Below are 25,813 nucleotides of genomic sequence, written 5' to 3' on the forward strand. Positions count from 1 at the left end.
ATTAACGCACCTTCAGGGTAGCCAGGCCAATAAGGACCAGCATCAGTGAGATAATCCAGAAGCGCACGATGACGCGCGGCTCCGGCCAGCCTTTCAGTTCATAGTGGTGGTGAATCGGCGCCATACGGAAGATGCGCTGACCGCGCAGCTTGAAGGATCCGACCTGCAGAATGACGGAAAGGGTTTCAACCACGAACACGCCGCCCATAATCACCAGCAGGAACTCCTGGCGCAGCAGCACGGCAATTGTGCCTAACGCGCCGCCCAGGGCCAGCGAGCCGACATCGCCCATAAAGACCTGAGCCGGATAGGTGTTGAACCACAGGAAGCCCAGACCCGCACCGACAATCGCCGTACAGACGATAACCAGCTCACCCGCATGACGCAGATAAGGAATGTGCAGATATTCAGCGAACTTGATGTTACCCGTTGCCCAGGCGACAAGCGCAAAGCCCCCGGCAACCAGCACGGTTGGCATGATGGCAAGCCCATCCAACCCGTCGGTAAGGTTCACGGCGTTACCGGTGCCGACGATGACGAAGTAAGCCAGCAGGATATAGAACAGGCCAAGCTGCGGCATCACGTCCTTAAAGAACGGTACAACCAGCTCGGTGGCTGGCGTTCCTTTTCCGGCGATATACATGGTGAAGGCCACGGCCAGGGCAATGATCGACATCCAGAAGTACTTCCACCGTGCAATCAAGCCCTTAGTGTCTTTACGCACCACCTTACGGTAGTCATCCACAAAGCCAATCGCGCCGTAGCCAACCAGCACAAACAGTACGCACCAGACATAGGGGTTAGAAGGGTAAGCCCACATCAGCACGGATATCACAATCGACGTCAGGATCATGATCCCGCCCATTGTCGGCGTGCCGCGCTTGCTAAAGTGAGATTCCGGGCCGTCGTTACGCACGACCTGGCCGAAAGAGAGTTCCTGTAAACGTGCGATCATGCGCGGGCCCATCCACAAAGAGATGAACAGCGCGGTCAGCAGGCTGACGATGGCGCGAAACGTCAGATAGGAAAAGACGTTAAAGCCGGAATAGTATTTGACCAAATGTTCGGCCAGCCAAACTAACATGTACCTTTCTCCTGTAATGCGCGAACCACCTCTTCCATGGCCGCACTACGTGAACCTTTCACTAAAATAGTCATTATCGAATGCTCCGCGAGCAGCGCTTTCAGGCGCTCCAGCACGGCTTTTTTATCGCTGTAATGCTCACCAACTTCTGAGGCTTTGCTGATTATTTCGCTCAGCGTGCCAACGCTTAACACACGGTCGATTCCTGCAGCCTTCGCCGCTTCCCCCACCTCACGGTGACAGTGCTGGGCATCTTTGCCCAGCTCGCCCATGTCGCCGACCACCATCACGCGGAAACCGGGCATTTCAGACAGTACCTGAGCCGCTGCGGTCATCGAGCCGACGTTCGCGTTGTAGCTGTCATCCAGTAACAGCTGCGTTTCGGACAGTTGAATCGGGAACAGGCGGCCCGGTACAGCCTTAAGCTCTGCCAGACCGGCTTTAATCGCTTCCAGAGGCGCACCCACGGCCATGGCCAGCGCGGCGGCTGCCAGGGCGTTAGCAATGTTATGGCGGCCCGGCAGCGGCATGATCACATCCACGTCGCCCGTTGGGGTCTGCAGCGTGAACTCTGTGCCGTGTGTGGTGATATGAAGACTGGTCGCGGTGAAATCGCTGTCCGCCGCATTCGGTGAGAAGCGCCAGACTTTACGTTCGCCAATCACTTCCTGCCAGTTGAGCCAGTCGTTATTGTCGGCGTTAAGGATCGCGATGCCGTTAGCGGGTAAACCGGCATAAATTTCGCCTTTCGCTTTTGCCACACCGGCAAGTGAACCAAATCCTTCCAGGTGTGCAGCCGCCAGATTATTGACCAGCGCGGCTTCAGGGCGTGTCAGCCCTACCGTCCAGGCAATTTCACCCTGATGGTTGGCGCCGAGCTCAATGACCGCATAGTCATACTCTGGGGTCAGGCGCAGCAGGGTCATCGGCACGCCGATGTCGTTATTCAGGTTACCGGCGGTGTACAGCGTGTTCCCGCACTGGCGCAAAATCGCTGCCGTCATCTCTTTTACAGAGGTTTTCCCGGATGAACCGGTCAGGGCAACCACGCGGGTTGGTACCTGCTGACGAACCCACGCGGCCAGCTGGCCAAACGCCAGACGAGTGTCCTCAACGACCAGCTGCGGCACGTCGATTGGCAGTTTACGGCTCACCAGCAGTGCGCCAGCCCCGCCGTTGACGGCATCCTGCGCGAAATCATGCGCGTCGAAACGTTCGCCTTTCAGCGCCACAAACAGGCAACCCGGCGTCAGTTTGCGCGTATCGGTGGTGACATCAGTTATATCAGCATCTGCACCATGCAGCTGGCCAGGCAGGGTTTCTGCCAGTTTGCTGAGCGCTACGCGGATCATGCTACAACTCCCAGCAGGCGAGCGGCGGTTACGCGGTCGGAATAGTCGAGACGACGATTGCCAACGATCTGATAATCCTCATGGCCTTTACCCGCCACCAGCACCACATCATTCTCTTTGGCCTGCATGATGGCGTTGGTTACGGCTTCGGCACGGCCAGCAACCACATAAGCGCGGCCTGCGTCGAGCATGCCAGCCAGAATATCGTTGACGATGGCTTTCGGTTCTTCGGTTCTTGGGTTGTCATCGGTGACCACAACCACATCGGCATACTGTTCAGCAATGGCACCCATCATTGGACGTTTGCCCTTGTCGCGGTCCCCGCCGCAGCCAAATACGCACCACAGTTTGCCCGTGCAGTGCAGACGAGCGGCCTGGAGCGCTTTTTCAAGCGCGTCCGGCGTATGCGCGTAATCCACCACTACGGTTGTTTTACCCGGTGCGGTGAATACTTCCATACGCCCGCAAACGGGCTGTAACCGCTGGGCGGTTTTCATGAGATCTTCAAGCGGATAGCCCAGCGCCAGCAGCGTAGCCAGCGCCAGCAGCAGATTGCTGACGTTAAACGCGCCCATCAGGCGGCTTTCAATTTCGCCATCGCCCCAGGAGGAGCTGAACTGGATAGTGGCACCGCCATCGTGATAATGCACATTGGTTGCTTTCAGCCAGCGTCCACGGCAGCCGGGCTGCAGGTTATCTTCCATAGTCACTGCTACGGCATCCGGCAGACGAGCCAGCCACTTACGGCCCACTTCGTCATCAGCGTTGATGATGGCCTGCCCGCTTTCGTGTTCGGAGAACAGCAGCCATTTAGCCGCTTCGTAGCCGGCCATATCGCCATGGTAGTCCAGGTGATCGCGGCTCAGGTTGGTGAACACGGAGGCCTGGAATTTCAGCGCCGCAACGCGATGCTGCACCAGACCGTGGGAGGAGACTTCCATCGCGGCAAAAGAAGCACCCTGCTCACGCAGGTTAGAGAGGATTTGCTGGACGTCCACGGCGGAGCCGGTGGTGTTCTCGGTCGGTATAACCTGACCTAACAGCCCGTTGCCCACCGTGCCCATGACGGCACTGGTTTCGCCCAGCAGAGTGGCCCACTGCGCCAGCAGCTGCGTGGTAGTGGTTTTACCGTTAGTGCCGGTCACGCCAACCAGACGCAGAGCGGAGGATGGCTCATGGTAAAAACGGCCTGCCAGGGCAGAGAGACGCTGATGCAGCTGGCTGAGGTAAATCACCGGCACGCCGTGCATCTCACGGATTTCGCCGTCCTGGGCAACGCCGTCTGCTTCAGCCACGACGGCAGCTACGCCCTGCGCAATCGCCTGCGGGATATACCGACGCCCGTCCGCCTGATGACCGACCACCGCCACAAAAAGGTCGCCCGAAGCCGCCACGCGGCTGTCGAGTGTCATCTCTCGCAGTGCTCTCTCCGGGGCAACTGGCACCCATGGAGCGAGAAGGTCGCGCAAATTACGATCTGCCACCTGATCCCTCTTTCTGATTAATTACAAATTCACTTTTTTCACCGGTTGCCAGCGCGTCCGGCTCGATGTTCATGGTGCGTAATACGCCGCCCATGATGGCACCGAATACCGGTGCGGATACGGCACCACCGTAGTATTTACCCGCCTGCGGATCGTTGATGACCACCACCAGCGCAAAGCGTGGGTTGCTGGCCGGCGCGACGCCCGCGGTGTAGGCGATGTATTTGTTGATGTATTTCCCGTCCGGGCCAACCTTCTTCGCCGTACCGGTTTTAATCGCGATACGGTAGCCCTTAATGGCTGCTTTTACGCCGCCACCACCCGGCAGGGCCACGCTTTCCATCATGTGGACAACGGTGCGGACGGTGGACTCCGGGAAGATACGTTCGCCGGGCACCGGCGGATCAACTTTGGTTATCGACAGCGGGCGGTAAACCCCGTAGCTGCCAATCGTTGCGTAGACTCGCGCTAACTGTAACGGCGTTACCATTAGCCCGTAGCCGAAAGAGAAGGTGGCCCTCTCTATGTCAGACCACCGTTGTTTTTGAGGATATAAGCCACTGCGTTCCCCGACCAACCCCAAATTGGTCGTTTTTCCCAGTCCAAAACGTGAGTAAGTATCTACTAACGCTGAGGAGGGCATCGCTAACGCCAGTTTGGAAACCCCGACGTTACTCGACTTCTGTAGCACCCCGGTGAGGGTCAATTCGCTGTAGCGCGCCACATCTTTAATCTCATGACCATTGATGCGGTACGGTACGGTGTTCAGCACAGAGTTTTCCTGCACGACGCCGCGCTGGAGCGCGGTCATCACCACCATCGGTTTCACGGTTGAGCCTGGCTCAAACACGTCGGTGATGGTGCGGTTACGCATGATGTCTTTCGGCGTGCCGCTCAGGTTGTTCGGGTTGTAGGACGGGCTGTTCGCCATCGCCAGTACTTCGCCGGTATTCACATCCACCAGCACGGCGCTGCCCGACTCGGCCTTGTTGAACGCCACGGCGTTGTTGAGCTCGCGGTAAACCAGCGCCTGCAGGCGCTCATCAATGCTTAAAGCCAGGTTATGGGCTGCCTGGCTGTCGGTAGAGGAAATGTCTTCGATAACGCGGCCGTAGCGGTCTTTACGCACGACGCGCTCGCCGGGCTGGCCGGTAAGCCATTTATCGAAGCTTTTTTCAACGCCCTCAATGCCCTGACTGTCGACGTTGGTAAAACCGATGAGGTGAGCAGTGACTTCGCCAGAAGGATAATAACGGCGGGACTCTTCGCGCAGGTGAATCCCCGGCAGCTTCAGTTTTTTGATGTAGTCGCCGATGTCCGGGTTAACCTGACGGGCCAGGTAGATAAAGCGCCCTTTCGGGTTGCTGTTAACGCGGGAGGCAAGCTGGTCAAGCGGGATTTTCAGCGCGTCGGCCAGCGCCTTCCAGCGGTTATCGAGAGTGATACCCCCGGCGTCGTGCAGCTCTTTAGGATCCGCCCAAATTGCTTTTACCGGTACGCTGACCGCTAACGGACGCCCGGCACGATCGCTGATCATGCCGCGTGAGGTTGAGACTTCCTGAACGCGCAGGGAGCGCATATCGCCCTGGCGCACCAGCATGTCAGGCGCGATGATCTGCAGCCAGGCAACGCGGCCTAACAGGAACGCCAGCGCTAACAGGATGCAACCGCAAAGCAACGCAAAACGCCAACCGATAAAGTTGGCCTGCTCTTCCTGGCGTTTTGGTTTAAGCTTTTTTGCCGCTGCTCTCATCTGTCGCGCTAATCCTTATTGCTGAACTACGATGTTTTCCTGCGAAGGATCGACATGCTGCAGCTGCAGCTTTTCCGTCGCGATCCGTTCTACCCGGCTGTGATCGCCGAGCGCGTTTTCTTCCAGAATCAGGTTGCGCCACTCAATATCCAGCGCGTCACGCTCCACCACCATTTGTTCACGCTGAGCGGTGAGCAGACGGGTGTGGTGCGCGGTTGTTACCACGGAAATCGCGGTAAAAATAATGGCGATGAACAGGCAGAGTGGCAGTTTGCCGTGGCGGAACAGGTCGCCGCCAATTACCGTTGGCAGCGCGTGACGCTCGTTGCTGCCAAGCTGGGTCACCTTCCCCAGGGCTTCTGACACTCTGTTGATCATGCGGTAGTCCTCTCAGCGATACGCAGCACCGAACTACGGGCGCGTACGTTTTCCGCCACTTCCGCTTCACCCGGCATCATCTTGCCGAGGGATTTCAGATAGCGGCCGCCAAGTTTGTTCAGCTGTGCTTCCGTCATCGGTAAACCAGCCGGTACCTGTGGACCACGGCTGTTCTCACGCATAAAGCGTTTAACGATGCGGTCTTCAAGCGAGTGGAAGCTGATGATCGACAGACGGCCGCCCGGAGACAGGGCTTCGATGGAGCCTTTCAGCGCCTTTTCGATTTCTTCAAGCTCGCTGTTAATCCAGATGCGGATCGCCTGGAACGTGCGCGTCGCCGGGTGTTTAAATTTATCTTTGACCGGCATGGCAGCCGCCACAACCGCTGCCAGCTCTTTGGTTCGCGTCATTGGCTCTTCGCGATTGCGTTCGATGATGGCGCGTGCAATGCGTTTACCGAACTTCTCTTCGCCGAAGGTTTTAATCACCCAGGCGATGTCGGCTTCGTCAGCGGTCAACAACCACTGCGCAGCGGACTGGCCACGGGTGGGGTCCATACGCATATCCAGCGGGCCGTCGCGCATAAACGAAAAGCCGCGCTCTGCGTCATCAAGCTGCGGGGAGGAAACGCCAAGGTCGAGAAGAATACCGTCGATTTTACCGGTAAGCCCGCGCTCGCTAACGTACTGCGCAAGCTCGGAGAAAGGGCCGTGAATGATGGAGAAACGAGGGTCATCAATGGCTTCGGCGGCGGCAATGGCCTGCGGATCGCGGTCGATAGCCAGCAGGCGTCCTTCTGCTCCCAGCTGGGAGAGAATCAGTCGTGAGTGGCCACCGCGACCAAACGTGCCATCAATGTAGATGCCATCGTGACGAATATTAAGGCCGTTGACGGCCTCATCAAGCAGCACCGTAGTATGTTTAAAATTTTCCATCATTACTTATAGTGACAAGTCCTGCAGACGGTCCGACAGCTCTGTCGTCGTGGCCTGCTCAGCGTCGATGTCTTCCTTAACTTGTAGATGCCAGGTCGCTTCATCCCACAGTTCAAACTTATTGAACTGCCCGACCAGCATGACTTCTTTGGTCAGCCCGGCGTGCTGGCGTAAAACAGGCGCCAACAGTAATCGCCCGGCACTATCCATCTGACATTCACTGGCATGCCCCAGTAACAGACGCTGAACGCGGCGCTCTGCGGGGTTCATGCTCGACAAACGGGCTAGCTTTTGTTCAATAATTTCCCACTCGGGGAGGGTGTAGAGCAGCAGGCAGGGGTGATGGATGTCGATGGTGCAAACCATCTGACCTTCTGAGGTTTCGATCAGCTTTTCCCGATAACGGGTAGGTACGGCGAGCCGCCCCTTGCTGTCGAGATTGACTAATGTTGCCCCACGGAACATGCCAGCCTCACCCTATGTTGACCCTTTCCACCACTTTACCCCACAAATTCCCACCCAAAGGAGTTTACGGAGCGGAGGAAAACCTTGTCAAGCAAGCCTCGCCGCTGCGGGAAATAAATTTCCTCACCTAAGCGATTGAAAAATGGCTGGCGTGAAAAGCATTGGATCAGCGAGGCACAAATTAACGTTATGAATATTTGAAAGAAAAGAGACGAATAAACACGTTGTTCGTTAAATAGACTGAAAACCCGATAACAAAAACACCAGGTACTCAGCTTGCGACGCGGTCGGCATTTTAAGGCATTTCCCCGCAGGATAACAGCGGCAGATACGGGCGGAAGGCAGTGCAGCAGCGGGTTTAAGACGAGTTAAGAATTTATTGTTTATTTATCCGGCACTTTTTTACGGCTGGTATGTAACAAAACAATACAGAACGGCTAATTATTACTTTTTGGCGTGACTTTCTTTACATTAATGCCGACAAAATTAATTACCTGAAATATTAGGGGAAATTACAGGAGAAAAATCTTAATTAAAAAGGCAGCGAAAACTGCCTTCAACTTATTCGCCTCAGTGACGGCTTAGACTGCCACGACGATACAAATTACGACGAATGCGCGTCAGCCCGGCCTTCGGCTTGCGCGGCTCGTCCAGGCTGGCAAGCACCAGCTCCAGCACGCGTTCCGCAACGTCCCGATGACGCTGAGCAACAGCCAGCACCGGACACTGCAGGAAATCCAGCAGTTCATGATCGCCAAAGGTGGCTATAGCAAGCTCAGACGGCAGGCGACCTTCACGGCGTAGCGTCACATCCATTACACCCTGCAGCAGAGCAAACGAAGTGGTGAACAGCGCCTGCGGCATCGGATGCGTCTCCAGCCATTTTTCAAACAGCTGGGCTGCGGCTTCACGCTCGTAGCTATTGGCGTACAGGAAATGAACTTCGCGGGGATCATCCTTCCAAGCCGTACGGAAGCCCTGCTCGCGCAGGTAGCTTACGGATAGCTCCGGCAGCGCACCCAGATAGAGTACGGTGTCGGCCGGAAATTTGCGTAGCTCTTCGGCCAGCATTTCCGCATCGTCCTGGTCCGCGCCTACCACGCTCGTGAAGTGTTCACGATCCAGCGCGCGGTCCAGCGCGATGATAGGGAAAGGATCGTTAGCCCAGCGCTGGTAAAAAGGATGCTCCGGGGGCAACGAGGTTGAAACGATGATGGCATCTACCTGGCGCTGCAGAAGATGTTCGATGCAGCGCATCTCGTTATCTGGCTGATCCTCAGAACAGGCGATCAGCAGCTGGTAGCCGCGCTGACGCGCCTGCCGCTCCAGATAATTGGCGATTCGGGTATAACTGGTGTTTTCCAGATCCGGGATAACGAGGCCTATAGAGCGCGTGCGCCCAGCCCGCAGACCCGCCGCCACCGCGTTAGGGTGGTAGTTATGTTCGCGTACAACCGCCATGACTTTCTCAACGGTCTTGTCACTGACACGATACTGCTTTGCTTTACCGTTGATGACGTAGCTCGCCGTGGTGCGCGAAACTCCAGCCAGGCGCGCGATTTCATCCAATTTCACAGAAGCCCCTTAATCATTAAGTTATCCATAACCATACCCTGGTCATGGTTACAACGTTGACATCTAAGCGCAGAATATTAACTCCAGCAACTGCTTTTGCGGGCAGTTGTTGAATGGATTCCAAAAAAAAGCCCGGTAGTGAATACCGGGCGTGTGAATCAGATCACATTTATAGCTAGCGCATGATCCTGTCGCCGCGGGATACGCCCACGATGCCGGAACGCGCCACCTCAACAATTTTCGCTACTTCACGGATTGTATTGAGGAATGCATCGAGCTTATCGCTGGTGCCCGCCAGCTGAACCGTATAAAGCGTTGGCGTCACGTCGATGATCTGCCCGCGGAAGATTTCTGCGCTGCGTTTCACCTCTTCACGCCCGTAGCCGCTGGCCTGGACCTTAACGAGCATGATCTCACGCTCGACGTGGGCCCCCTGCCCCAGCTCGCTGACGCGCAGCACGTCCACCAGCTTGTGCAGCTGCTTCTCGATTTGCTCCAGCACTTTTTCATCGCCGACGGTCTGGATCGTCATGCGCGACAAGGTTGGGTCGTCGGTAGGCGCGACGGTCAGGCTTTCAATGTTATAGCCACGCTGGGAGAACAGGCCGATCACGCGCGACAGCGCCCCGGATTCGTTTTCCAGTAAGACAGACAGTATCCGGCGCATATCAGGTTCTCTCCGTTTTGCTTAGCCACATTTCACCCATTCCCCCGCCGCGGATCTGCATCGGGTAAACGTGCTCGGTGCCGTCCACCATTACGTCCACAAACACCAGACGCTGGTTTTTAACTGCCTCAAGCGCTTCTGCCAGCTTGCTTTCCAGCTCTTCAGGCTGGGTGATGCTGATCCCCACATGCCCGTAGGCTTCGGCAATGCGCACGAAATCAGGCAGGGATTCCATATAGGACTGCGAGTGGCGACCTGAATAGATCATGTCCTGCCACTGTTTCACCATTCCCAGGAAGCGGTTATTGAGATTCAGCACTAATACCGGCAGCCCGTACTGTAGCGCGGTGGACAGCTCCTGAATGTTCATCTGGATGCTGCCATCTCCGGTGACACAGACAACCATTTCATCCGGCAGGGCCATCTTCACGCCCAGCGCCGCCGGCAGGCCGAAGCCCATAGTGCCAAGGCCACCGGAGTTGATCCAACGACGGGGTTCATCAAAGGTGTAATAGAGGGCGGCGAACATCTGATGCTGGCCAACGTCCGAGGTAACATAGGCCTCGCCGTTAGTCAGCTTATAGATCGTTTCGATAACCGCCTGCGGCTTGATTTTTCCGCTTTCACGGTCGAACTCGAGGCACTGTTTTGCGCGCCAGTTTTCGATGCTCTGCCACCAGTCGCGAATATCATCGCAGGATTGCACCGTCTCTTCCTGGGACAGCAGCTCAAGCATTTGTTGCAGCACCTGACGGGCATCCCCAACGATAGGGATATCGGCGCCAACCGTCTTAGAAATAGAAGTCGGGTCTATATCGATGTGCAGCACGGTGGCATTCGGACAGTATTTTGCCAGGTTGTTGGTGGTGCGGTCGTCAAAGCGCACGCCAACGCCGAAGATGACATCGGAGTTGTGCATCACCATGTTGGCTTCATAGGTGCCGTGCATCCCCAGCATGCCCAGCGCCTGGCGATGCGTTCCTGGAAACGCCCCCAGCCCCATAAGAGATGAAACAACCGGGATATTGAGCTTTTCAGCCAGCTCGCGCAGCTCGGCATGACATGCAGAGGTAATGGCACCGCCACCCACATACATCACGGGCTTTTTCGCCGTCAGCAAGGTTTGCAGCGCGCGCTTGATCTGCCCTTTATGGCCCTGAGTCGTTGGATTATAGGAGCGCATGCTGACCGTATCAGGGTAGCTATACGGGAATTTATTCGCCGGGCTCATGATATCTTTTGGCAGGTCTACCACCACCGGTCCCGGACGGCCGCTTGCCGCCAGCCAGAACGCTTTTTTAATCACGGCCGGAATATCTTCAGCCTGCTTAACCAGGAAACTGTGTTTCACCACCGGTCGGGAAATCCCCACCATGTCGCACTCCTGGAAGGCATCGTAGCCAATCAGGGAAGTTGCCACCTGTCCGGAGAGGATGACCAGGGGTATAGAGTCCATATAAGCCGTGGCAATACCGGTAATGGCATTTGTCGCTCCGGGACCGGAAGTCACCAGCACTACCCCGACCTCTCCCGTCGCGCGGGCCAGACCATCGGCCATATGCACCGCCGCCTGCTCATGGCGCACCAGCACATGCTCAATACCACCAATGGTGTGGAGCGCGTCGTAAATATCGAGTACCGCGCCCCCGGGATAGCCGAATACATGTTTAACGCCCTGATCGATAAGCGATCGGACGACCATCTCGGCTCCTGACAACATCTCCATGGTTTGCCTCCAGGCTTACGTTTTGACCGCCAGCGGAAAGCTTTCCCGCCCGGTCGTTGAGGCAGGTTCTCTGCGCCTGCCTGACTTTTTTATTCTGCGAATGCCACCTAACATAACCGTTGAAAATCAGGCACGCAATCTCCCCGCAAAGGCCCGCCAGCGGCCATTTTTTACTTATTTGCTACAAAATATCGCGCAGGCAGCGTTTAGCGCTAAGCATAGGGAAAGATGATGAGTGATTATGTTTTAAAAGGACAAAATGACAGGAGATATCTAATTCTTACGGCAGGGATTGTAATCAGCCATCAGGAGAAAAAAACGAAACAGCATAAAATACCAGTTTTAAGCCCATAAAAAGAAAAACCGGATAGTTGTCCTAACCGGTTTTGCTGATTTTTAACTTAACGCTTATTTTCCGCAGATTGACGTCAGTAATTCAGCCATCCACTGGTGACCTTTATCCCTGCCGGCGGCTTCATGCCACGAGAGATAACAGGTTCGCGTATTTTCTTCGAGCGGCAGGGGGAATAAGTTCAGGTGCAAACTCTCGGAAAATTCCTCTGCCAGCCAGCGTGGCGCAATGGCCACCAGCTGCGTCTGTGAAACAACGTTTAACACGCTGGTCATAGCCATGCCCTGATAGGAAATACAGGCCTGGGTTTGTGGATTGTGATACCAGAGCGCGCTAAAGGAGGCAAAACGGTCAAGCGCCACCACCGCATGCTGTTCATTATAAACATCCGCTTCCGTCAGCGGCGCTAACAGACGGGGGTGTTTTTTACTCGCCACCAGAACCATCTCATCTTTGAATAACGGCACGCAGGTAAATTCCGGGCGGCGGAACTCATCGTAGCTGATGACAAACTCGGTTTCCTGGTAGCGCAGCTGATGTTCAATATCTTTATTTAAGCAGGACTTAAATAACAGCTGAATATTGGGCGCAAGGTTGCGGATGTTATTAAAGATCACCGACGTCAATAAATTATCCAGCGGGCTGCTGACGCAGAGATGAAAAATTCTTTCGCTATCAGAAGGCTCAAACTCGGTGCCGGGTAATTCATTTTGTACCAGCTGCAGCGCCTGGCGTATTGAGCCGAAGAGCTGGAACGCTCTGGCGGTAGGCTGAATACCACGACCATAGCGTACGAACAGCTCGTCGTTGAACATAATTTTTAAGCGAGCGACGGCGTTACTGACCGCAGGCTGCGACATGCCAAGCAGCTGAGCTGCTTTGGTGATGTTTTGCACCTGCATAACCGCATCAAACACCGTCAGTAAATTTAGATCTACTGTGCGTAGCTGAGGTTTAGCGATGTCTGCCGTCAGCGGCAGATCGAGATTATTATCTGACATATTTACTCCATTTGATAGGACAGTTCCCTCTTTACAGACAAGGCTGTAGGTAATTCCATTTATCATTTCCGGGCAAAATATGCTGACTGCAAAACCCAAAAGGCCAGACCGAATTAATTAAATTCAGGAAGTTTAATTATTCGAGAAGCCCTGTTTCAGGAATTATAAGCACAACAAATATCTCACTTTTACCGGAGCAACTTGTGCGTTCATCAACCTATCTTACGAATCTTGAGAATCACAACATAAAAGCGCACAACACACAATAATTGATGTGGTGAATAATATGTTAAGCGCCAATAAAATGTTCCCCTGTCAACAAGGGCATTTTTGGTCAAAAAAAGATTAAAAGTTCTTAAAAAGCGGAATCAATCATATAAATAATATATTAATTCACACAAATCAAAAGGATAGATTATGGTTGTCCGGTCAGATTTGAAACAAATATATATCATCAAATGTCATTGTGTTACAGCCCGCTCTTACAAGGCCTTCTGCGTACCTTTAGTATATTTTCAGATTTTTGCGTTTTTTAGCACAATTCGCTTAATGCCCTTCTCTCGCCAGCACGTGCAAATTCTTCATGTTGCTTCTCAAAGGTTGACAGTACAAAGCAGATCAAGTACCAATGAATACAACACAAAAACACTTGAGGCCTGAAACATGATTCGCTCCCATCGCCTACTAGTTCTACTACTAAACGCATCTTACTTGCGCGGTAGACTGGTGGGCGACATCAAGCGTTGATTCAAGCCATCAGACTGAAAAAACCCGCGCCGCTGCGCGGGTTTTTTTATGCTCGCAGTAACGGCCCCAGGACAATAAAAAGGACCCTAACATGAGCCAACAAGTCATTATTTTCGATACAACTTTGCGTGATGGTGAGCAGGCATTACAGGCAAGCCTGAGTGTGAAAGAGAAGCTGCAGATTGCGATGGCGCTGGAGCGTATGGGCGTGGATGTGATGGAAGTGGGCTTCCCGGTCTCCTCCCCTGGCGATTTCGAATCCGTGCAGACCATTGCCCGCAATATCAAAAACAGCCGCGTCTGCGGTCTGGCCCGCTGCGTTGAGAAAGACATTGATGTGGCAGCTGAATCCCTGAAAGTCGCCGAAGCCTTCCGAATTCACACTTTTATTGCCACCTCGCCAATGCACATCGCCACCAAGCTGCGCAGCACGCTGGACGAAGTGATTGAGCGCTCGATCTACATGATTAAGCGCGCCCGTAATTACACCGACGATGTTGAGTTCTCCTGCGAAGACGCGGGCCGTACCCCCATCGCCGATTTAGCTCGCGTCGTAGAGGCCGCCATTAAAGCAGGCGCCACCACCATTAACATCCCGGACACCGTCGGCTACACCATGCCGTTTGAGTTCGCCAACATCATCAGCGGCCTGTATGAGCGCGTGCCGAACATTGATAAAGCGATTATTTCCGTACACACCCACGATGACCTGGGGCTGGCCGTAGGCAACGCCATGGCCGCCGTCCATGCGGGTGCGCGTCAGGTTGAGGGCGCGATGAACGGCATCGGTGAACGTGCGGGGAACTGCTCGCTGGAAGAAGTGATCATGGCGATCAAGGTGCGCAAGGACATCATGAACCTGCACACCAACATCAATCACCATGAAATCTGGCGCACCAGCCAGATGGTCAGCCAGATCTGCAACATGCCGGTTCCGGCAAACAAAGCGATTGTCGGCACCGGCGCATTTGCCCACTCCTCCGGTATTCACCAGGACGGCGTGCTGAAAAACCGCGAAAACTACGAAATCATGACCCCGGAATCCATCGGCCTTAATCAGGTACAGCTGAACCTGACCTCCCGCTCCGGCCGCGCGGCGGTTAAACACCGCATGGACGAGATGGGCTACAAAGAAACCGACTACAACATGGATTCCCTGTACGACGCCTTCCTGAAGCTGGCCGACAAAAAGGGCCAGGTCTTCGATTACGATCTGGAAGCGCTGGCATTCATCGGCAAACAGCAGGAAGAGCCAGAGCATTTCAGCCTGGAATATTTCAACGTGCAGTCCGGCTCAAGCGTCATCTCCACGGCGTCCGTGCAGCTGAACTGTGGCGAAGAGAAGCAATCCGAAGCCGCTACCGGCAACGGACCGGTAGACGCCGTCTATCAGGCAATTAACCGCATCACCAATTACGACGTTGAGCTGGTGAAATACCAGCTGTCGGCAAAAGGCCAGGGCAAGAATGCGCTGGGCCAGGTGGATATCGTGGTGACGCATAAAGGCCGCCGCTTCCACGGCGTAGGTCTGGCGACGGATATCGTTGAGTCCTCAGCGAAAGCGATGATCAACGTGCTGAACAACATCTGGCGCGCAGGTGAAGTCGAAAAAGAATTGCAGCGCAAAGCCAATAATAAAGAAACTCAGGAAACCGTGTGACATGTCAAAATCTCATCATATAGCAGTCTTGCCGGGCGACGGCATTGGCCCGGAAGTTATGGCACAGGCGCTGAAGGTGCTGGAAGCCGTTCGTACGCGCTTTGATATGCGTATTACCACCAGCTCCTATGACGTTGGCGGTATCGCCATCGACCGTCACGGCAACCCGTTGCCGCCGGTCACCGTTGAAGGCTGCGAGCAGGCTGATGCCATCCTGTTTGGCTCCGTTGGCGGGCCGAAGTGGGAGCATTTGCCACCGACCCAGCAGCCAGAGCGCGGCGCGCTGTTACCGCTGCGTAAACACTTCAAACTGTTCAGCAACCTGCGCCCTGCCCGCCTGTATCAGGGCCTGGAAGAGTTCTGCCCGCTGCGTGCCGACATCGCCGCTAACGGCTTCGATATTCTGTGCGTCCGTGAGTTAACCGGCGGGATCTACTTCGGTCAGCCAAAAGGCCGCGAAGGCTCAGGTATGCACGAGAAGGCCTTTGATACCGAGGTGTACCACCGTTTCGAAATCGAGCGTATTGCCCGCATCGCCTTTGAGTCCGCCCGCAAACGCCGCAATAAAGTGACCTCAATTGATAAAGCGAACGTGCTGCAAACCTCCGTTATGTGGCGCGAAATCGTTAACGAAATCGCCAGTGAATACCCGGACGTAGAGCTGTCGCACATGTATATAGACAACGCTACCATGCAGCTGATTAAAGACCCGTCGCAGTTCGACGTGCTGCTGTGCTCCAACCTGTTCGGCGACATCCTGTCGGACGAATGCGCGATGATCACCGGCTCAATGGGCATGCTGCCTTCCGCCAGCCTGAACGAACAGGGCTTCGGCCTGTACGAACCTGCGGGCGGCTCTGCGCCAGACATCGCAGGGAAAAATATCGCAAACCCTATTGCGCAGATCCTCTCTCTGGCTCTGTTACTGCGCTATAGCCTGGACGCTGAAGAAGCAGCACGGGCCATTGAAAACGCCGTTAACCTCGCTCTGGAAGAAGGCTTCCGTACCGGCGACTTAGCACGCGATGGCAAAGCAATCAGCACAGACGAAATGGGCGATACCATTGCCCGCTTCGTGGCACAGGGGAAATAATCATGGCGAAGACGTTATATCAAAAGTTGTACGACGCGCACGTCGTGTATGAAGCGGTCGACGAGACGCCGCTGCTGTACATCGACCGTCATCTGGTTCACGAAGTCACCTCGCCACAGGCGTTTGACGGCCTGCGTGCCCACAAGCGCCCGGTGCGCCAGCCGGGTAAAACCTTCGCGACCATGGACCACAACGTTTCCACGCAGACCAAAGACATTAACGCCTCCGGCGAAATGGCCCGCATCCAGATGCAGGAATTAATGAAGAACTGCAAAGAGTTCGGCGTGGAGCTGTACGACCTGAACCATCCCTACCAGGGTATCGTCCACGTGATGGGGCCGGAGCAGGGCATTACCCTGCCGGGCATGACCATCGTCTGCGGCGATTCCCATACCGCTACCCACGGCGCATTTGGCGCGCTGGCGTTTGGTATCGGCACTTCAGAAGTTGAGCACGTGCTGGCAACGCAAACCCTGAAGCAGGGCCGCGCCAAAACCATGAAGATTGAAGTGACCGGCAAAGCGGCACCGGGCATCACCGCAAAAGATATCGTGCTGGCGATTATCGGCAAAACCGGCAGCGCGGGCGGCACCGGCCACGTGGTTGAATTCTGCGGCAGCGCCATTCAGGCTTTGTCGATGGAAGGCCGCATGACGCTGTGCAATATGGCAATCGAAATGGGCGCTAAAGCGGGTATCGTCGCACCGGACGAAACCACGTTTAATTACGTAAAAGGCCGTCTGCACGCGCCGAAAGCGGCAGACTGGGACGATGCCGTCGCATGGTGGAAAACATTCACCACTGACGAAGGCGCTAAGTTCGATACCGTCGTCACCCTGGACGCCGCCGATATTGCGCCGCAGGTTACCTGGGGAACCAACCCGGGCCAGGTCATTTCCGTCAACGAAAACATCCCTAATCCAGACTCCTTCACCGATCCGGTCGAGCGTGCATCCGCCGAGAAAGCGCTGGCCTATATGGGCCTGAAGCCGGGTATCCCGCTGACCGAAGTGGCTATCGATAAAGTCTTTATCGGCTCCTGTACCAACTCGCGTATCGAAGATTTGCGAGCCGCTGCAGAAATCGCTAAAGGCCGCAAGGTTGCACCAGGCGTGCAGGCGCTGGTCGTCCCAGGTTCCGGCCCGGTGAAAGCCCAGGCGGAAGAAGAAGGCCTGGATAAGATCTTTATCGAAGCCGGTTTTGAATGGCGTCTGCCGGGCTGCTCCATGTGCCTGGCGATGAACAACGACCGTCTGGAACCGGGCGAACGCTGCGCCTCCACCAGCAACCGCAACTTCGAAGGCCGTCAGGGCCGCGGCGGCCGTACGCATCTGGTCAGCCCGGCGATGGCCGCTGCCGCTGCCGTATCCGGCCACTTTGCCGACATCCGCACGCTGAAATAAGGGAAAACACCATGGCAGAAAAATTTATCCAACACACCGGCCTGGTCGTTCCGCTGGATGCCGCAAACGTTGATACCGACGCAATTATTCCGAAGCAGTTTTTGCAGAAGGTCACCCGCACCGGTTTTGGCGCGCATCTGTTTAACGACTGGCGTTTCCTCGACGACGCGGGCCAGCAGCCAAACCCGGAATTCGTGCTGAACTTCCCGGAATTTAAAGGGGCTTCTGTCCTGCTGGCGCGTGAAAACTTCGGCTGCGGTTCTTCCCGTGAGCACGCGCCCTGGGCGCTGACCGACTACGGTTTTAAAGTCGTTATCGCACCAAGCTTCGCGGATATCTTCTACGGCAACTCGTTCAACAACCAGCTGCTGCCGGTAACGCTGAGCGAAGAAGAAGTGGATGAGATGTTCAGGCTGGTGGCGGCAAATCCTGGCATTAAATTTGTTGTCGACCTGGAAGCTCAGACCGTGACGGCAGGCGAAAAAACGTATGCCTTTAACATTGATACGTTCCGCCGCCACTGCATGTTAGAAGGGCTGGACAGCATCGGCCTGACGCTGCAGCACGAGGGCGCGATTTCTACCTACGAGCAGAAACAGCCTGAGTTTATGCGCTAATTCTTTCCCCTCTCCCCAAAGGGGAGAGGGAGGAAATCAGGTGACCTCTCCCTTCAAGGGAGAGGTCACAAAGTTTAAATATTCTTCACCCGGCTGGTCAGCCCCAGCGCCACCACCGAAAGCCCCGCGATCAGCCAGTACACCGAATAATGTCCGTAGCTCTCCGTCAAAGCGCCCTGTAGCACCCCGGCCAGAATGACCCCGGTTGAGATACTGTTAGTAAATAACGTCGTCGCAGACCCTGGCCGCCCGGGCATCAGGTCCTGGAACCACAGCATACCAATCCCCGCCACGATGCCGATAAACACCGCGTTAAAAAGCTGCAAAAGAATAAGGGCCGTGCGGCTGTGGAACATAATCAGCCCAACGTAGAACAGCACGCCGGCCGCCACGGCAATGACCATCATCCGCCGCTTACCAAACCGCTTCACGTAGTAACCAGCCAGGATCATCGCCGGGATCTCCAGCCCAGCCGCCGTGCCCATCAGTAGCCCTGCCAGCGATTCAGGCAGGCCCAGATCGCTGCTCACCCACAGCGGCATGTCGATGATATACATGGTGTTGCAGGTCCACATCAGCATCGAGGCGATAAACAGCAGGCGGACGTTTTTATCCTTCCAGCCGCTGACTTCGGTCAGGGCCACATCCGCAGGCTGTTCGATGCGCGCCACGCTCGGCAGCGCAAAAAAGATAATCGCCAGCGAGACAACGAAGATCCCCGCCGCGATCAGGAACATAGTGGTGAAACCGTAGTTCAGCGCCAGCATAAAAGAGAGCGGCGGGCCGATAACCCAGGCCAGCGAGAGCTGGGCGCGCATCACCGAGCTGAACATCACGACTTCACGCGCCGAGCTGTCGGCGTATTCCCGCGCCAGAGCAAAAATCTGCGGCATGGCGGTATTGGCAATCGAGGCGAACATCACGCCGAGGGTAATTAGCGTCAGATAATGGCGGTTAAAGGCGAAAAGCACGCAGTTGGCGACCGCCATTACGCAGCACACCATAATCAGTTTGCGCCTGTCGCCCCGGCTGTCGGAACGCTTAGCCAGCAGCAGGCTGACAAGAATCCCGGCGATGGCGTTAACGGTGTAAAACAGCCCTACCCAGAACGGGCGGACTTCTACTTCACGGGATAAAAAGAGGCTGAGCGTCGGCGCCTGGAGCGCTCCTGCTATCCCCATCATAAAAGCGACAACCATAAATGCAGCATAGATTGGGTTAAGACGTCGTCCCTGGGTAAGAAACCAAATCATTGAGGATCCTTGAGAAATGCGTGCGTTAAGTGGCGAAATTATATACTAAAAAAGCCAGCAGTTAACCTGCTGGCTGGTGAAAAGCACCAATACTCAGTCACACGATATTAGCGAGGAAGGGGGATATCGGTCGTCGGGGCTGTAACCTCCCACTGCATTAAGTCTTCAAGCATCCTCAGACGTTGCCCTGCTGTCAGGCGAGCCAGCCATCCAGAACCAACGCGCTGCGTTGCGGCAAAGTAACTTCGGTAAAACTCAACAGCTGATAACCGTTTCATATGCCCCTCCTCGCTTTCATCGTTGATGATTATTGACGTAATATAGGGAAAGTTAAATTGATGACTTTTTGCGTGGAGTTCCCCTTTTATGTCCTCTGCTCGTCTGCAACAACAGTTCATCCGCCTGTGGCAGTGCTGCGACGGTAAGCCGCAAGAGACTACGCTTAACGATCTTGCCGATATGCTCAGCTGTTCACGCCGCCATATGCGTACTTTGCTGAGCGCGATGCAGGACAAAGGCTGGCTAAGCTGGAAGGCCGAGGCCGGGCGTGGAAAGCGTTCTCAGCTGGAATTTTTGTATACCGGGCTGGCGCTCCAGCAGCAGCGGGCGGAGGATCTTCTCGAGCAGGATCGCATCGATCAGCTGGTGCAGATCGTCGGCGATAAAGCCGCTGTTCGCCAGATGCTGATCTCCCACCTCGGGCGCAGCTTCCGCCAGGGCCGGCACATTCTGCGCGTGCTCTACTACCGCCCGCTGTTAAACCTGCTGCCCGGCTCGGCGCTGCGCCGCTCGGAGACGCATATCGCCCGGCAGATTTTCAGCGGCCTGACGCGTATAAATGAGGAAAACGGGGAACTGGAGGCGGATATCGCCCACCACTGGCAGCAGATCTCCCCTTTACACTGGCGCTTTTATCTTCGTCCCGGCATCCATTTTCACCATGGCCGCGAGCTGGATATGCTGGATGTCATGGCGTCGCTCCAGCGCATTAACGCCCTTCCCCTTTATGCACATATCAGCGAAATCAGCACGCCCACGGCATGGACGCTGGATATTCATCTCTCCCAGCCCGACCGCTGGCTCCCCTGGCTGCTGGGCAGCGTCAACGCCATGATCCTCCCCCGTGAATGGGCAACGCTGCCGAAGTTTGCCAGCCAGCCCGTCGGCACCGGGCCCTACGCCGTGGTGCGCAACAATAATAACCAGCTGAAAATCCACGCTTATGACGACTATTTCGGCTTCCGCGCCCTGATTGATGAAGTGAACTTTTGGGTGCTGCCGGAGATAGGCGAAGAGGTCAGCTGCGCCGTGCAGCTTCAGGGCATGCCGGACAGCGAGAAAGCCATCGAAAGCAGGCTCGAAGAGGGGTGCTACTACCTGCTGTTCGACAGCCGCTCATCACGCTGTGGCCACGAGGGCGTGCGCTCCTGGCTGAGCCACGTGCTGGCGCCGATTCACCTGCTGTACGGCGCGGGGGAGCAAAACCAGCAGTACTGGTTCCCGGCTTACGGCCTGCTTCCCCGCTGGCACCACATCCGCCCGCAGCCGATGCTTGATAAGCCCGCAGGCCTTGAAACCATCACGCTGACCTATTACCGCGCCCACGTTGAGCACCGCATCATCAGCAACATCATGTTAAAACTGCTTGCGGCCCACGGCGTGCATCTTGAGGTGCAGGAGGTCGATTACGAAGAGTGGCACGCGGGGGACGTAGAGAGCGATATCTGGCTCAACAGCGCCAACTTCACCCTGCCGCTGGAGTTTTCGCTCTTCTCGCACCTGTATGAAGTGCCGCTGATTCAGAAATGCATCAGCATCGACTGGGAAACCGATACCCGTAAGTGGCACAGCGGCGAGCTGGCGCTGCCGGAGTGGTGTCAGCAGCGCGTTGAGAACAATGATATTTTACCGCTGATTCACCACTGGCTGCGCATTGAAGGCCAGCGCAGCATGCGCGGCGTGAAAATGAACACCCTGGGCTGGTTCGATTTTAAATCCGCCTGGTTTGCACCGCCGGAGCCTTAACGCTTCCGAAACATTCAGGAAATACGTACAATCGCTGCTGCTCAACGGGGTGCTGGATGAAAAATTCTGGCTGAGATAATACCCGTCGAACCTGATCCGGATAACGCCGGCGAAGGGATTTGAGAGGTTACGCTCAAAGTCCTTTGCCACCCCTACTTCAAGAGGTGCAAAGTGTTCAAAAAGTTTCTTCCGCTGCTCATGCTCATCGCCGCCCCCGTTTTCGCCAAACCGCTGCTCACCGTCTATACCTACGACTCTTTTTCCGCAGACTGGGGGCCGGGGCCTGCCGTTAAAAAGGCCTTTGAGGCCGAGTGTAACTGCGAGCTGAAATTCGTGGCGCTGGAAGATGGCGTCTCGCTGTTAAACCGTCTGCGCATGGAAGGTAAAAACAGCAGGGCCGACGTGGTGCTGGGCCTGGATAACAACCTGATTGCCGCCGCCACGCAGACCAGGCTTTTTGCCCCGAGCAACGTTGATACCAGCGCGCTGAAAGTGCCCGGCGGCTGGAAAGATACGACTTTCGTGCCGTTCGACTACGGCTACTTCGCCTTCGTGTATGACAAAAACAAGCTTAAAAATCCGCCGAAGAGCCTGAAAGAACTGGTGGAGAGCGAGCAGAACTGGAAAGTGATTTACGAAGATCCCCGCACCAGCACGCCGGGCCTGGGCCTGCTGCTGTGGATGCAAAAAGTGTACGGCGACAAAGCGCCGGAGGCCTGGGCGAAGCTTGCGAAGAAAACCGTGACCGTCACCAAAGGCTGGTCTGAAGCCTACGGCCTGTTCCTGAAGGGCGAAGGTGACCTGGTCCTCAGCTATACCACCTCTCCGGCTTATCACATCATTGAAGAGAAGAAAGATAGCTACGCCGCCGCGAACTTCAGCGAAGGCCACTATCTTCAGGTAGAAGTGGCGGCCCGCCTGGCCTCAAGCAAGCAGCCGGAGCTGGCAGCGAAGTTTATGAAGTTTATCACCCAGCCAGGCTTCCAGAACGCTATCCCCACCGGCAACTGGATGTACCCCGTTACGGAGGTGAAGCTACCGGAAGGCTTCAGCGGCCTGAATAAACCGCAAACTCCGCTGGAGTTCACGCCACAACAAGTGTCCGACCTGCGGGCAAGCTGGATCAGCGCATGGCTTCGCGCCACCAGCCGCTAATTCCCGGCTGGCTGTTTCCGGGCCTCATCGCTGCCACGCTTGTGGTGGCGGTCGCCCTGACGGCCTTTCTGGCGCTGTGGTTTAACGCGCCACAGACGGATTTCCGGGCGCTGGCCCAGGACAGCTATCTGTGGCACGTCCTGCGCTTCTCGTTCTGGCAGGCGTTTCTCTCAGCCCTGCTGTCGGTGATCCCGGCGATTTTCCTCGCCCGGGCGCTTTATCGACGCCGCTTCCCTGGCCGTCTCGCGCTATTACGCTTATGCGCCATGACGCTGGTGCTGCCGGTGCTGGTTGCGGTGTTTGGCATTCTGACCGTTTATGGGCGAGAGGGCTGGCTGGCCTCGCTTTGTGCCTGGCTCGGGGTTGACTGGTCATTTTCGCCGTATGGCCTGCAGGGCATTCTGCTCGCCCACGTCTTCTTTAATATGCCGATGGCAACCCGGCTGCTGCTTCAGGCGCTGGAAAACATTCCCGGCGAACAGCGCCAGCTCGCGGCCCAGCTGGGCATGCAGGGCTGGAACTTCTTCCGCCTGGTCGAATGGCCGTGGCTGCGCCGCCAGCTCCTGCCCGCCGGAGCGCTCATCTTTATGCTCTGCTTCGCAAGCTTCGCCACGGTGCTTTCCCTCGGCGGCGGGCCACGGGCGACCACCATTGAGCTCGCTATTTTCCAGGCGCTCAGCTTTGACTACGACCCCGCCCGCGCCGCCCTTCTGGCGCTGATCCAGATGCTTTGCTGCCTCGGTCTCGTTGTAATGAGCCAGCGCCTGAGCAAAGCGATACCGGTTGGCGTAAGCCAGGTTCAGGGCTGGCGGGATCCGCAGGATAACCTGCGCCGCAGGCTGTGCGACGGGGCGCTTATCGGCCTTGCCCTGCTGCTGCTGCTGCCGCCGCTGCTGGCCGTAATCATTGACGGCATCAATACCGGCTTCGCTTCGGTACTCTCGCAGTCTGCGCTCTGGCAGGCGCTTTTTACCTCTCTGCGCATTGCCGTTGCCGCAGGTGTTCTCTGCGTGATAATCACCATGATGCTGCTATGGAGTTCGCGGGAGCTGCGGCTGCGCAGCCGTGCATTCGCCGGACAGGCGCTGGAGCTGAGCGGCATGCTAATCCTCGCCATGCCTGGCATCGTGCTGGCGACGGGCTTTTTCCTGCTGCTCAACGGCACCGTCGGGCTACCGCAGTCCGCCGACGGCATCGTGATTTTCACCAACGCGCTGATGGCCATTCCCTACGCGCTAAAGGTGCTGGAAAACCCGATGCTGGACGTCGCGGGCCGCTACGGCAAGCTTTGTCAGTCGCTGGATATCACGGGGCTTAACCGCCTGCGCCTTATCGATCTGCGGGCGCTAAAAATCCCGCTGGCTCAGGCCCTTGCCTTTGCCTGCGTGCTATCCATCGGCGATTTTGGCGTGGTGGCGCTGTTTGGCAACGAAGATTTCCGCACGCTGCCGTTCTATCTTTATCAACAAATTGGCTCTTATCGCAGCCAGGACGGCGCCGTGACCGCGCTCATCCTGCTGATGCTGTGCTTTATTCTGTTCACCCTGATTGAAAAACTCCCGGGACGCCATGCTGACGCTGACTGATGTAACCTGGCTTTATCACCACCTGCCGATGCGCTTCTCCCTCAGCGTGGATGCGGGCGAACGCGTTGCGGTGCTCGGGCCAAGCGGCGCGGGCAAAAGCACCTTGCTGAGTTTAATCGCGGGGTTTCTGGAGCCTGCCAGCGGGGAGATCCTTTTAGACGGTCAGGAACATACGCGCACCGTCCCCGCCCGGCGCCCGGTTTCGATGCTGTTTCAGGAGAACAATCTGTTCAGCCACCTGAGCGTGCGGGACAACATTGGCCTGGGCATGCATCCGGGGTTAAAGCTTGACCGGCAGCAGCGTCAGCGGCTGCAATATATTGCTGAGCAGATGGGATTCGGGGAGTTGCTCGACCGCCAGCCGACCCAGCTTTCCGGCGGCCAGCGCCAGCGCGTGGCTCTTGCCCGCTGCCTGGTCCGCCAGCGGCCCATCCTGCTGCTGGATGAGCCTTTTTCGGCCCTTGACCCGGCGCTGCGCCAGGAAATGCTTCAGCTGCTGGATGACGTTTGCGGGCAGCAGCGGCTCACGCTGCTGATGGTTTCCCACAGCATTGAGGACGCGGTGCGCATTGCAAATCGGAGCCTTGTTGTGGTGGATGGCCGCATCGCCTGGGATGGCGACACGGCAACGCTTTTAAGCGGCGAAGCGAGCGCTTCAGCCCTGCTCGGCATCAGGAAGGATCAGGCCTGACCCGAAAGCACTTTCCAGACAATCTTCAGGTAGATCGGCATCAGCGGATGCATTGAAAGGGCAGCCAGGCTGGCAATACCTGCGATCGCGGTGAGCGGCGCAAGCCAGTGCAGCCGCCCACGCGGTAAGAAACGCGTTAAGCGGTCGGTTCCCGATTTGCCGCTGCGCCACCAGCGCCAGCACAGCCAGCCGGCCACCCACAGCAGCAGCGCCACGCCGAGCAGCAGCCATTTGAAGCTGCTGCTTTGCATATCCGCAGGAATATCGATGGCCGCACCGGCCAGAATGCCCGGCATAAAATAGAGCGGCGGCCAGAAGATGCAGCCGATGATATTGGGCAGAATGAACTTGGAAACCGGCAGATCCAGCATGCCCGCCACCATCGGCACCAGCGGGCGGGTCGGGCCGATAAAGCGGCCAATCAGGATGGTTACCATGCTGTGCTGGTGCAGCGCATGCTCGGTTTTGTCGAGCAGCGCCTTGTTCTTCTTCATAAAGGACCAGCGGTGCAGCGGCCCTTTAAAGCGCCCGCCCAGCCAGAACGAAATCCAGTCGCCCAGCAGGCAGCCGACGATCCCCGCCGCCCAGGCGTGATAAAAATCGACCTGACCGCTGCCGATCAGCGCGCCAAGCCCGGCCATCATCACCGTACCCGGCAAAATCAGGCCCACCAGCGCCAGCGACTCGAGAAATGCCACCAGCATCACGGCAATAAGCGAATATGCCGCAGACTGGGTTATAAGGTGTTGCAGAAAAGCTTCCATAAAGCATCCGTCGAGAAATCACCAGGCGATTCTCCTGAGTGGCTCAT

The 25,813-nt window shown here is 56.4% G+C and carries 22 protein-coding genes and 1 riboswitch; of the genes, 8 read left to right on the forward strand and 14 right to left on the reverse strand.

From position 1 onward, the window contains the following. Position 1: 1 nt before the first annotated feature. From mraY to leuO, 11 genes are all read right to left on the reverse strand, one after another. Complete coding sequence (mraY, locus tag AAE045_RS17000; protein WP_455548734.1) at positions 2-1,084, reverse strand: phospho-N-acetylmuramoyl-pentapeptide-transferase; 1,083 nt, start codon at positions 1,082-1,084, stop codon at positions 2-4. Further along, positions 1,078-2,436, reverse strand: a complete 1,359-nt coding sequence (gene murF, locus AAE045_RS17005) for a UDP-N-acetylmuramoyl-tripeptide--D-alanyl-D-alanine ligase (protein WP_455548735.1) — start codon at positions 2,434-2,436, stop codon at positions 1,078-1,080. Before murF ends, mraY begins: the two co-directional genes overlap by 7 nt. Further along, positions 2,433-3,920, reverse strand: a complete 1,488-nt coding sequence (murE, locus tag AAE045_RS17010; protein ID WP_455548736.1) for a UDP-N-acetylmuramoyl-L-alanyl-D-glutamate--2,6-diaminopimelate ligase — start codon at positions 3,918-3,920, stop codon at positions 2,433-2,435. Before murE ends, murF begins: the two co-directional genes overlap by 4 nt. Continuing rightward, positions 3,907-5,673, reverse strand: a complete 1,767-nt coding sequence (locus AAE045_RS17015) for a peptidoglycan glycosyltransferase FtsI (protein WP_455548737.1) — start codon at positions 5,671-5,673, stop codon at positions 3,907-3,909. The genes murE and AAE045_RS17015 overlap by 14 nt, the downstream gene beginning before the upstream one ends. Before the next feature lie 15 nt (positions 5,674-5,688). Continuing rightward, the gene (gene ftsL / locus AAE045_RS17020) at positions 5,689-6,051 is read right to left on the reverse strand and encodes a cell division protein FtsL (protein ID WP_455548738.1); all 363 of its coding nucleotides are present in this window, start codon (positions 6,049-6,051) and stop codon (positions 5,689-5,691) included. Further along, entirely contained in the window at positions 6,048-6,989 is a 942-nt protein-coding gene (gene rsmH / locus AAE045_RS17025; protein ID WP_455548739.1) for a 16S rRNA (cytosine(1402)-N(4))-methyltransferase RsmH, read from the reverse strand. Before rsmH ends, ftsL begins: the two co-directional genes overlap by 4 nt. Before the next feature lie 3 nt (positions 6,990-6,992). Further along, on the reverse strand, positions 6,993-7,451 hold the full coding sequence (mraZ, locus tag AAE045_RS17030; RefSeq protein ID WP_455548740.1) for a division/cell wall cluster transcriptional repressor MraZ: 459 nt from the start codon (positions 7,449-7,451) through the stop codon (positions 6,993-6,995). Between the two features lie 570 nt (positions 7,452-8,021). Continuing rightward, positions 8,022-9,026 (reverse strand): catabolite repressor/activator, encoded by a 1,005-nt coding sequence (gene cra / locus AAE045_RS17035; protein ID WP_455548741.1) that lies wholly within the window; start codon positions 9,024-9,026, stop codon positions 8,022-8,024. A 175-nt stretch (positions 9,027-9,201) separates the two neighbouring features. Continuing rightward, complete coding sequence (ilvN, locus tag AAE045_RS17040) at positions 9,202-9,693, reverse strand: acetolactate synthase small subunit (protein ID WP_455426920.1); 492 nt, start codon at positions 9,691-9,693, stop codon at positions 9,202-9,204. A 1-nt stretch (position 9,694) separates the two neighbouring features. Then, positions 9,695-11,419 carry an acetolactate synthase 3 large subunit gene (gene ilvI, locus AAE045_RS17045; protein ID WP_455548742.1) on the reverse strand — a complete coding sequence of 575 codons (1,725 nt, stop codon included), beginning with the start codon at positions 11,417-11,419 and terminating at the stop codon, positions 9,695-9,697. Between the two features lie 408 nt (positions 11,420-11,827). Continuing rightward, positions 11,828-12,772: a transcriptional regulator LeuO gene (gene leuO, locus AAE045_RS17050; RefSeq protein WP_455548743.1), complete on the reverse strand. Its 945-nt coding sequence runs from the start codon at positions 12,770-12,772 to the stop codon at positions 11,828-11,830. Positions 12,773-13,610: 838 nt separating this feature from the next. Here leuO and leuA point away from each other — a divergent pair. The 4 genes from leuA to leuD are packed head-to-tail and all read left to right on the forward strand — an operon-like array spanning position 13,611 to position 18,292. Next, complete coding sequence (gene leuA, locus AAE045_RS17055) at positions 13,611-15,179, forward strand: 2-isopropylmalate synthase (RefSeq protein WP_455548744.1); 1,569 nt, start codon at positions 13,611-13,613, stop codon at positions 15,177-15,179. Between the two features lies 1 nt (position 15,180). Then, positions 15,181-16,272 carry a 3-isopropylmalate dehydrogenase gene (gene leuB / locus AAE045_RS17060; protein ID WP_455548745.1) on the forward strand — a complete coding sequence of 364 codons (1,092 nt, stop codon included), beginning with the start codon at positions 15,181-15,183 and terminating at the stop codon, positions 16,270-16,272. Between the two features lie 2 nt (positions 16,273-16,274). Further along, positions 16,275-17,675, forward strand: coding sequence for a 3-isopropylmalate dehydratase large subunit (gene leuC / locus AAE045_RS17065; RefSeq protein ID WP_455548746.1), 1,401 nt, complete (start codon positions 16,275-16,277; stop codon positions 17,673-17,675). A gap of 11 nt (positions 17,676-17,686) precedes the next feature. Next, positions 17,687-18,292 (forward strand): 3-isopropylmalate dehydratase small subunit, encoded by a 606-nt coding sequence (leuD, locus tag AAE045_RS17070; RefSeq protein WP_455548747.1) that lies wholly within the window; start codon positions 17,687-17,689, stop codon positions 18,290-18,292. Positions 18,293-18,366: 74 nt separating this feature from the next. Here the strand turns inward: leuD and AAE045_RS17075 are convergent, their stop codons facing one another. Together AAE045_RS17075 and sgrT are read right to left on the reverse strand one after the other, a co-directional pair. Next, positions 18,367-19,545: a sugar efflux transporter gene (locus tag AAE045_RS17075; protein WP_455548748.1), complete on the reverse strand. Its 1,179-nt coding sequence runs from the start codon at positions 19,543-19,545 to the stop codon at positions 18,367-18,369. Positions 19,546-19,652: 107 nt separating this feature from the next. Further along, complete coding sequence (gene sgrT / locus AAE045_RS17080) at positions 19,653-19,943, reverse strand: glucose uptake inhibitor SgrT (RefSeq protein WP_455548749.1); 291 nt, start codon at positions 19,941-19,943, stop codon at positions 19,653-19,655. Here sgrT and sgrR point away from each other — a divergent pair. The 4 genes from sgrR to thiQ all read left to right on the forward strand — a co-directional run bounded on the left by sgrR (position 19,912) and on the right by thiQ (position 25,002). Further along, positions 19,912-21,570: an HTH-type transcriptional regulator SgrR gene (gene sgrR / locus AAE045_RS17085; protein ID WP_455548750.1), complete on the forward strand. Its 1,659-nt coding sequence runs from the start codon at positions 19,912-19,914 to the stop codon at positions 21,568-21,570. The two genes, sgrT and sgrR, sit on opposite strands and share 32 nt — an antisense overlap. 35 nt (positions 21,571-21,605) lie before the next feature. After that, positions 21,606-21,706: riboswitch (TPP riboswitch) on the forward strand. A 35-nt stretch (positions 21,707-21,741) separates the two neighbouring features. After that, complete coding sequence (gene thiB, locus AAE045_RS17090; RefSeq protein WP_455548751.1) at positions 21,742-22,725, forward strand: thiamine ABC transporter substrate binding subunit; 984 nt, start codon at positions 21,742-21,744, stop codon at positions 22,723-22,725. Next, on the forward strand, positions 22,701-24,311 hold the full coding sequence (thiP, locus tag AAE045_RS17095; RefSeq protein ID WP_455548752.1) for a thiamine/thiamine pyrophosphate ABC transporter permease ThiP: 1,611 nt from the start codon (positions 22,701-22,703) through the stop codon (positions 24,309-24,311). The genes thiB and thiP overlap by 25 nt, the downstream gene beginning before the upstream one ends. Beyond that, entirely contained in the window at positions 24,295-25,002 is a 708-nt protein-coding gene (gene thiQ, locus AAE045_RS17100; RefSeq protein WP_455548753.1) for a thiamine ABC transporter ATP-binding protein ThiQ, read from the forward strand. Before thiP ends, thiQ begins: the two co-directional genes overlap by 17 nt. On the opposite strand, the gene AAE045_RS17105 is transcribed toward thiQ, so the two are convergent. Continuing rightward, entirely contained in the window at positions 24,993-25,766 is a 774-nt protein-coding gene (locus AAE045_RS17105; protein ID WP_455548754.1) for a DedA family protein, read from the reverse strand. The genes thiQ and AAE045_RS17105 overlap by 10 nt on opposite strands. Positions 25,767-25,813: the final 47 nt, after the last annotated feature.

It is taken from the genome of Dryocola clanedunensis (genome assembly GCF_038405435.1).
GTDB classification, from domain to species: domain Bacteria; phylum Pseudomonadota; class Gammaproteobacteria; order Enterobacterales; family Enterobacteriaceae; genus Dryocola; species Dryocola clanedunensis_A.

What these genes read in the sequence shown, in the direction of transcription:
- ftsL (WP_455548738.1), bottom strand. Translation starts at nt 6,051, where the DNA reads ATGATCAACAGAGTGTCAGAAGCCCTGGGGAAGGTGACCCAGCTTGGC.
- thiQ (WP_455548753.1), top strand. Translation starts at nt 24,295, where the DNA reads ATGCTGACGCTGACTGATGTAACCTGGCTTTATCACCACCTGCCGATG.
- AAE045_RS17105 (WP_455548754.1), bottom strand. Translation starts at nt 25,766, where the DNA reads ATGGAAGCTTTTCTGCAACACCTTATAACCCAGTCTGCGGCATATTCG.
- mraZ (WP_455548740.1), bottom strand. Translation starts at nt 7,451, where the DNA reads ATGTTCCGTGGGGCAACATTAGTCAATCTCGACAGCAAGGGGCGGCTC.
- sgrR (WP_455548750.1), top strand. Translation starts at nt 19,912, where the DNA reads ATGTCCTCTGCTCGTCTGCAACAACAGTTCATCCGCCTGTGGCAGTGC.
- thiP (WP_455548752.1), top strand. Translation starts at nt 22,701, where the DNA reads ATGGCTTCGCGCCACCAGCCGCTAATTCCCGGCTGGCTGTTTCCGGGC.
- leuD (WP_455548747.1), top strand. Translation starts at nt 17,687, where the DNA reads ATGGCAGAAAAATTTATCCAACACACCGGCCTGGTCGTTCCGCTGGAT.
- leuB (WP_455548745.1), top strand. Translation starts at nt 15,181, where the DNA reads ATGTCAAAATCTCATCATATAGCAGTCTTGCCGGGCGACGGCATTGGC.
- murF (WP_455548735.1), bottom strand. Translation starts at nt 2,436, where the DNA reads ATGATCCGCGTAGCGCTCAGCAAACTGGCAGAAACCCTGCCTGGCCAG.
- sgrT (WP_455548749.1), bottom strand. Translation starts at nt 19,943, where the DNA reads ATGAACTGTTGTTGCAGACGAGCAGAGGACATAAAAGGGGAACTCCAC.
- ilvI (WP_455548742.1), bottom strand. Translation starts at nt 11,419, where the DNA reads ATGGAGATGTTGTCAGGAGCCGAGATGGTCGTCCGATCGCTTATCGAT.
- ilvN (WP_455426920.1), bottom strand. Translation starts at nt 9,693, where the DNA reads ATGCGCCGGATACTGTCTGTCTTACTGGAAAACGAATCCGGGGCGCTG.
- leuA (WP_455548744.1), top strand. Translation starts at nt 13,611, where the DNA reads ATGAGCCAACAAGTCATTATTTTCGATACAACTTTGCGTGATGGTGAG.
- AAE045_RS17075 (WP_455548748.1), bottom strand. Translation starts at nt 19,545, where the DNA reads ATGATTTGGTTTCTTACCCAGGGACGACGTCTTAACCCAATCTATGCT.
- rsmH (WP_455548739.1), bottom strand. Translation starts at nt 6,989, where the DNA reads ATGATGGAAAATTTTAAACATACTACGGTGCTGCTTGATGAGGCCGTC.
- leuC (WP_455548746.1), top strand. Translation starts at nt 16,275, where the DNA reads ATGGCGAAGACGTTATATCAAAAGTTGTACGACGCGCACGTCGTGTAT.
- AAE045_RS17015 (WP_455548737.1), bottom strand. Translation starts at nt 5,673, where the DNA reads ATGAGAGCAGCGGCAAAAAAGCTTAAACCAAAACGCCAGGAAGAGCAG.
- mraY (WP_455548734.1), bottom strand. Translation starts at nt 1,084, where the DNA reads ATGTTAGTTTGGCTGGCCGAACATTTGGTCAAATACTATTCCGGCTTT.
- leuO (WP_455548743.1), bottom strand. Translation starts at nt 12,772, where the DNA reads ATGTCAGATAATAATCTCGATCTGCCGCTGACGGCAGACATCGCTAAA.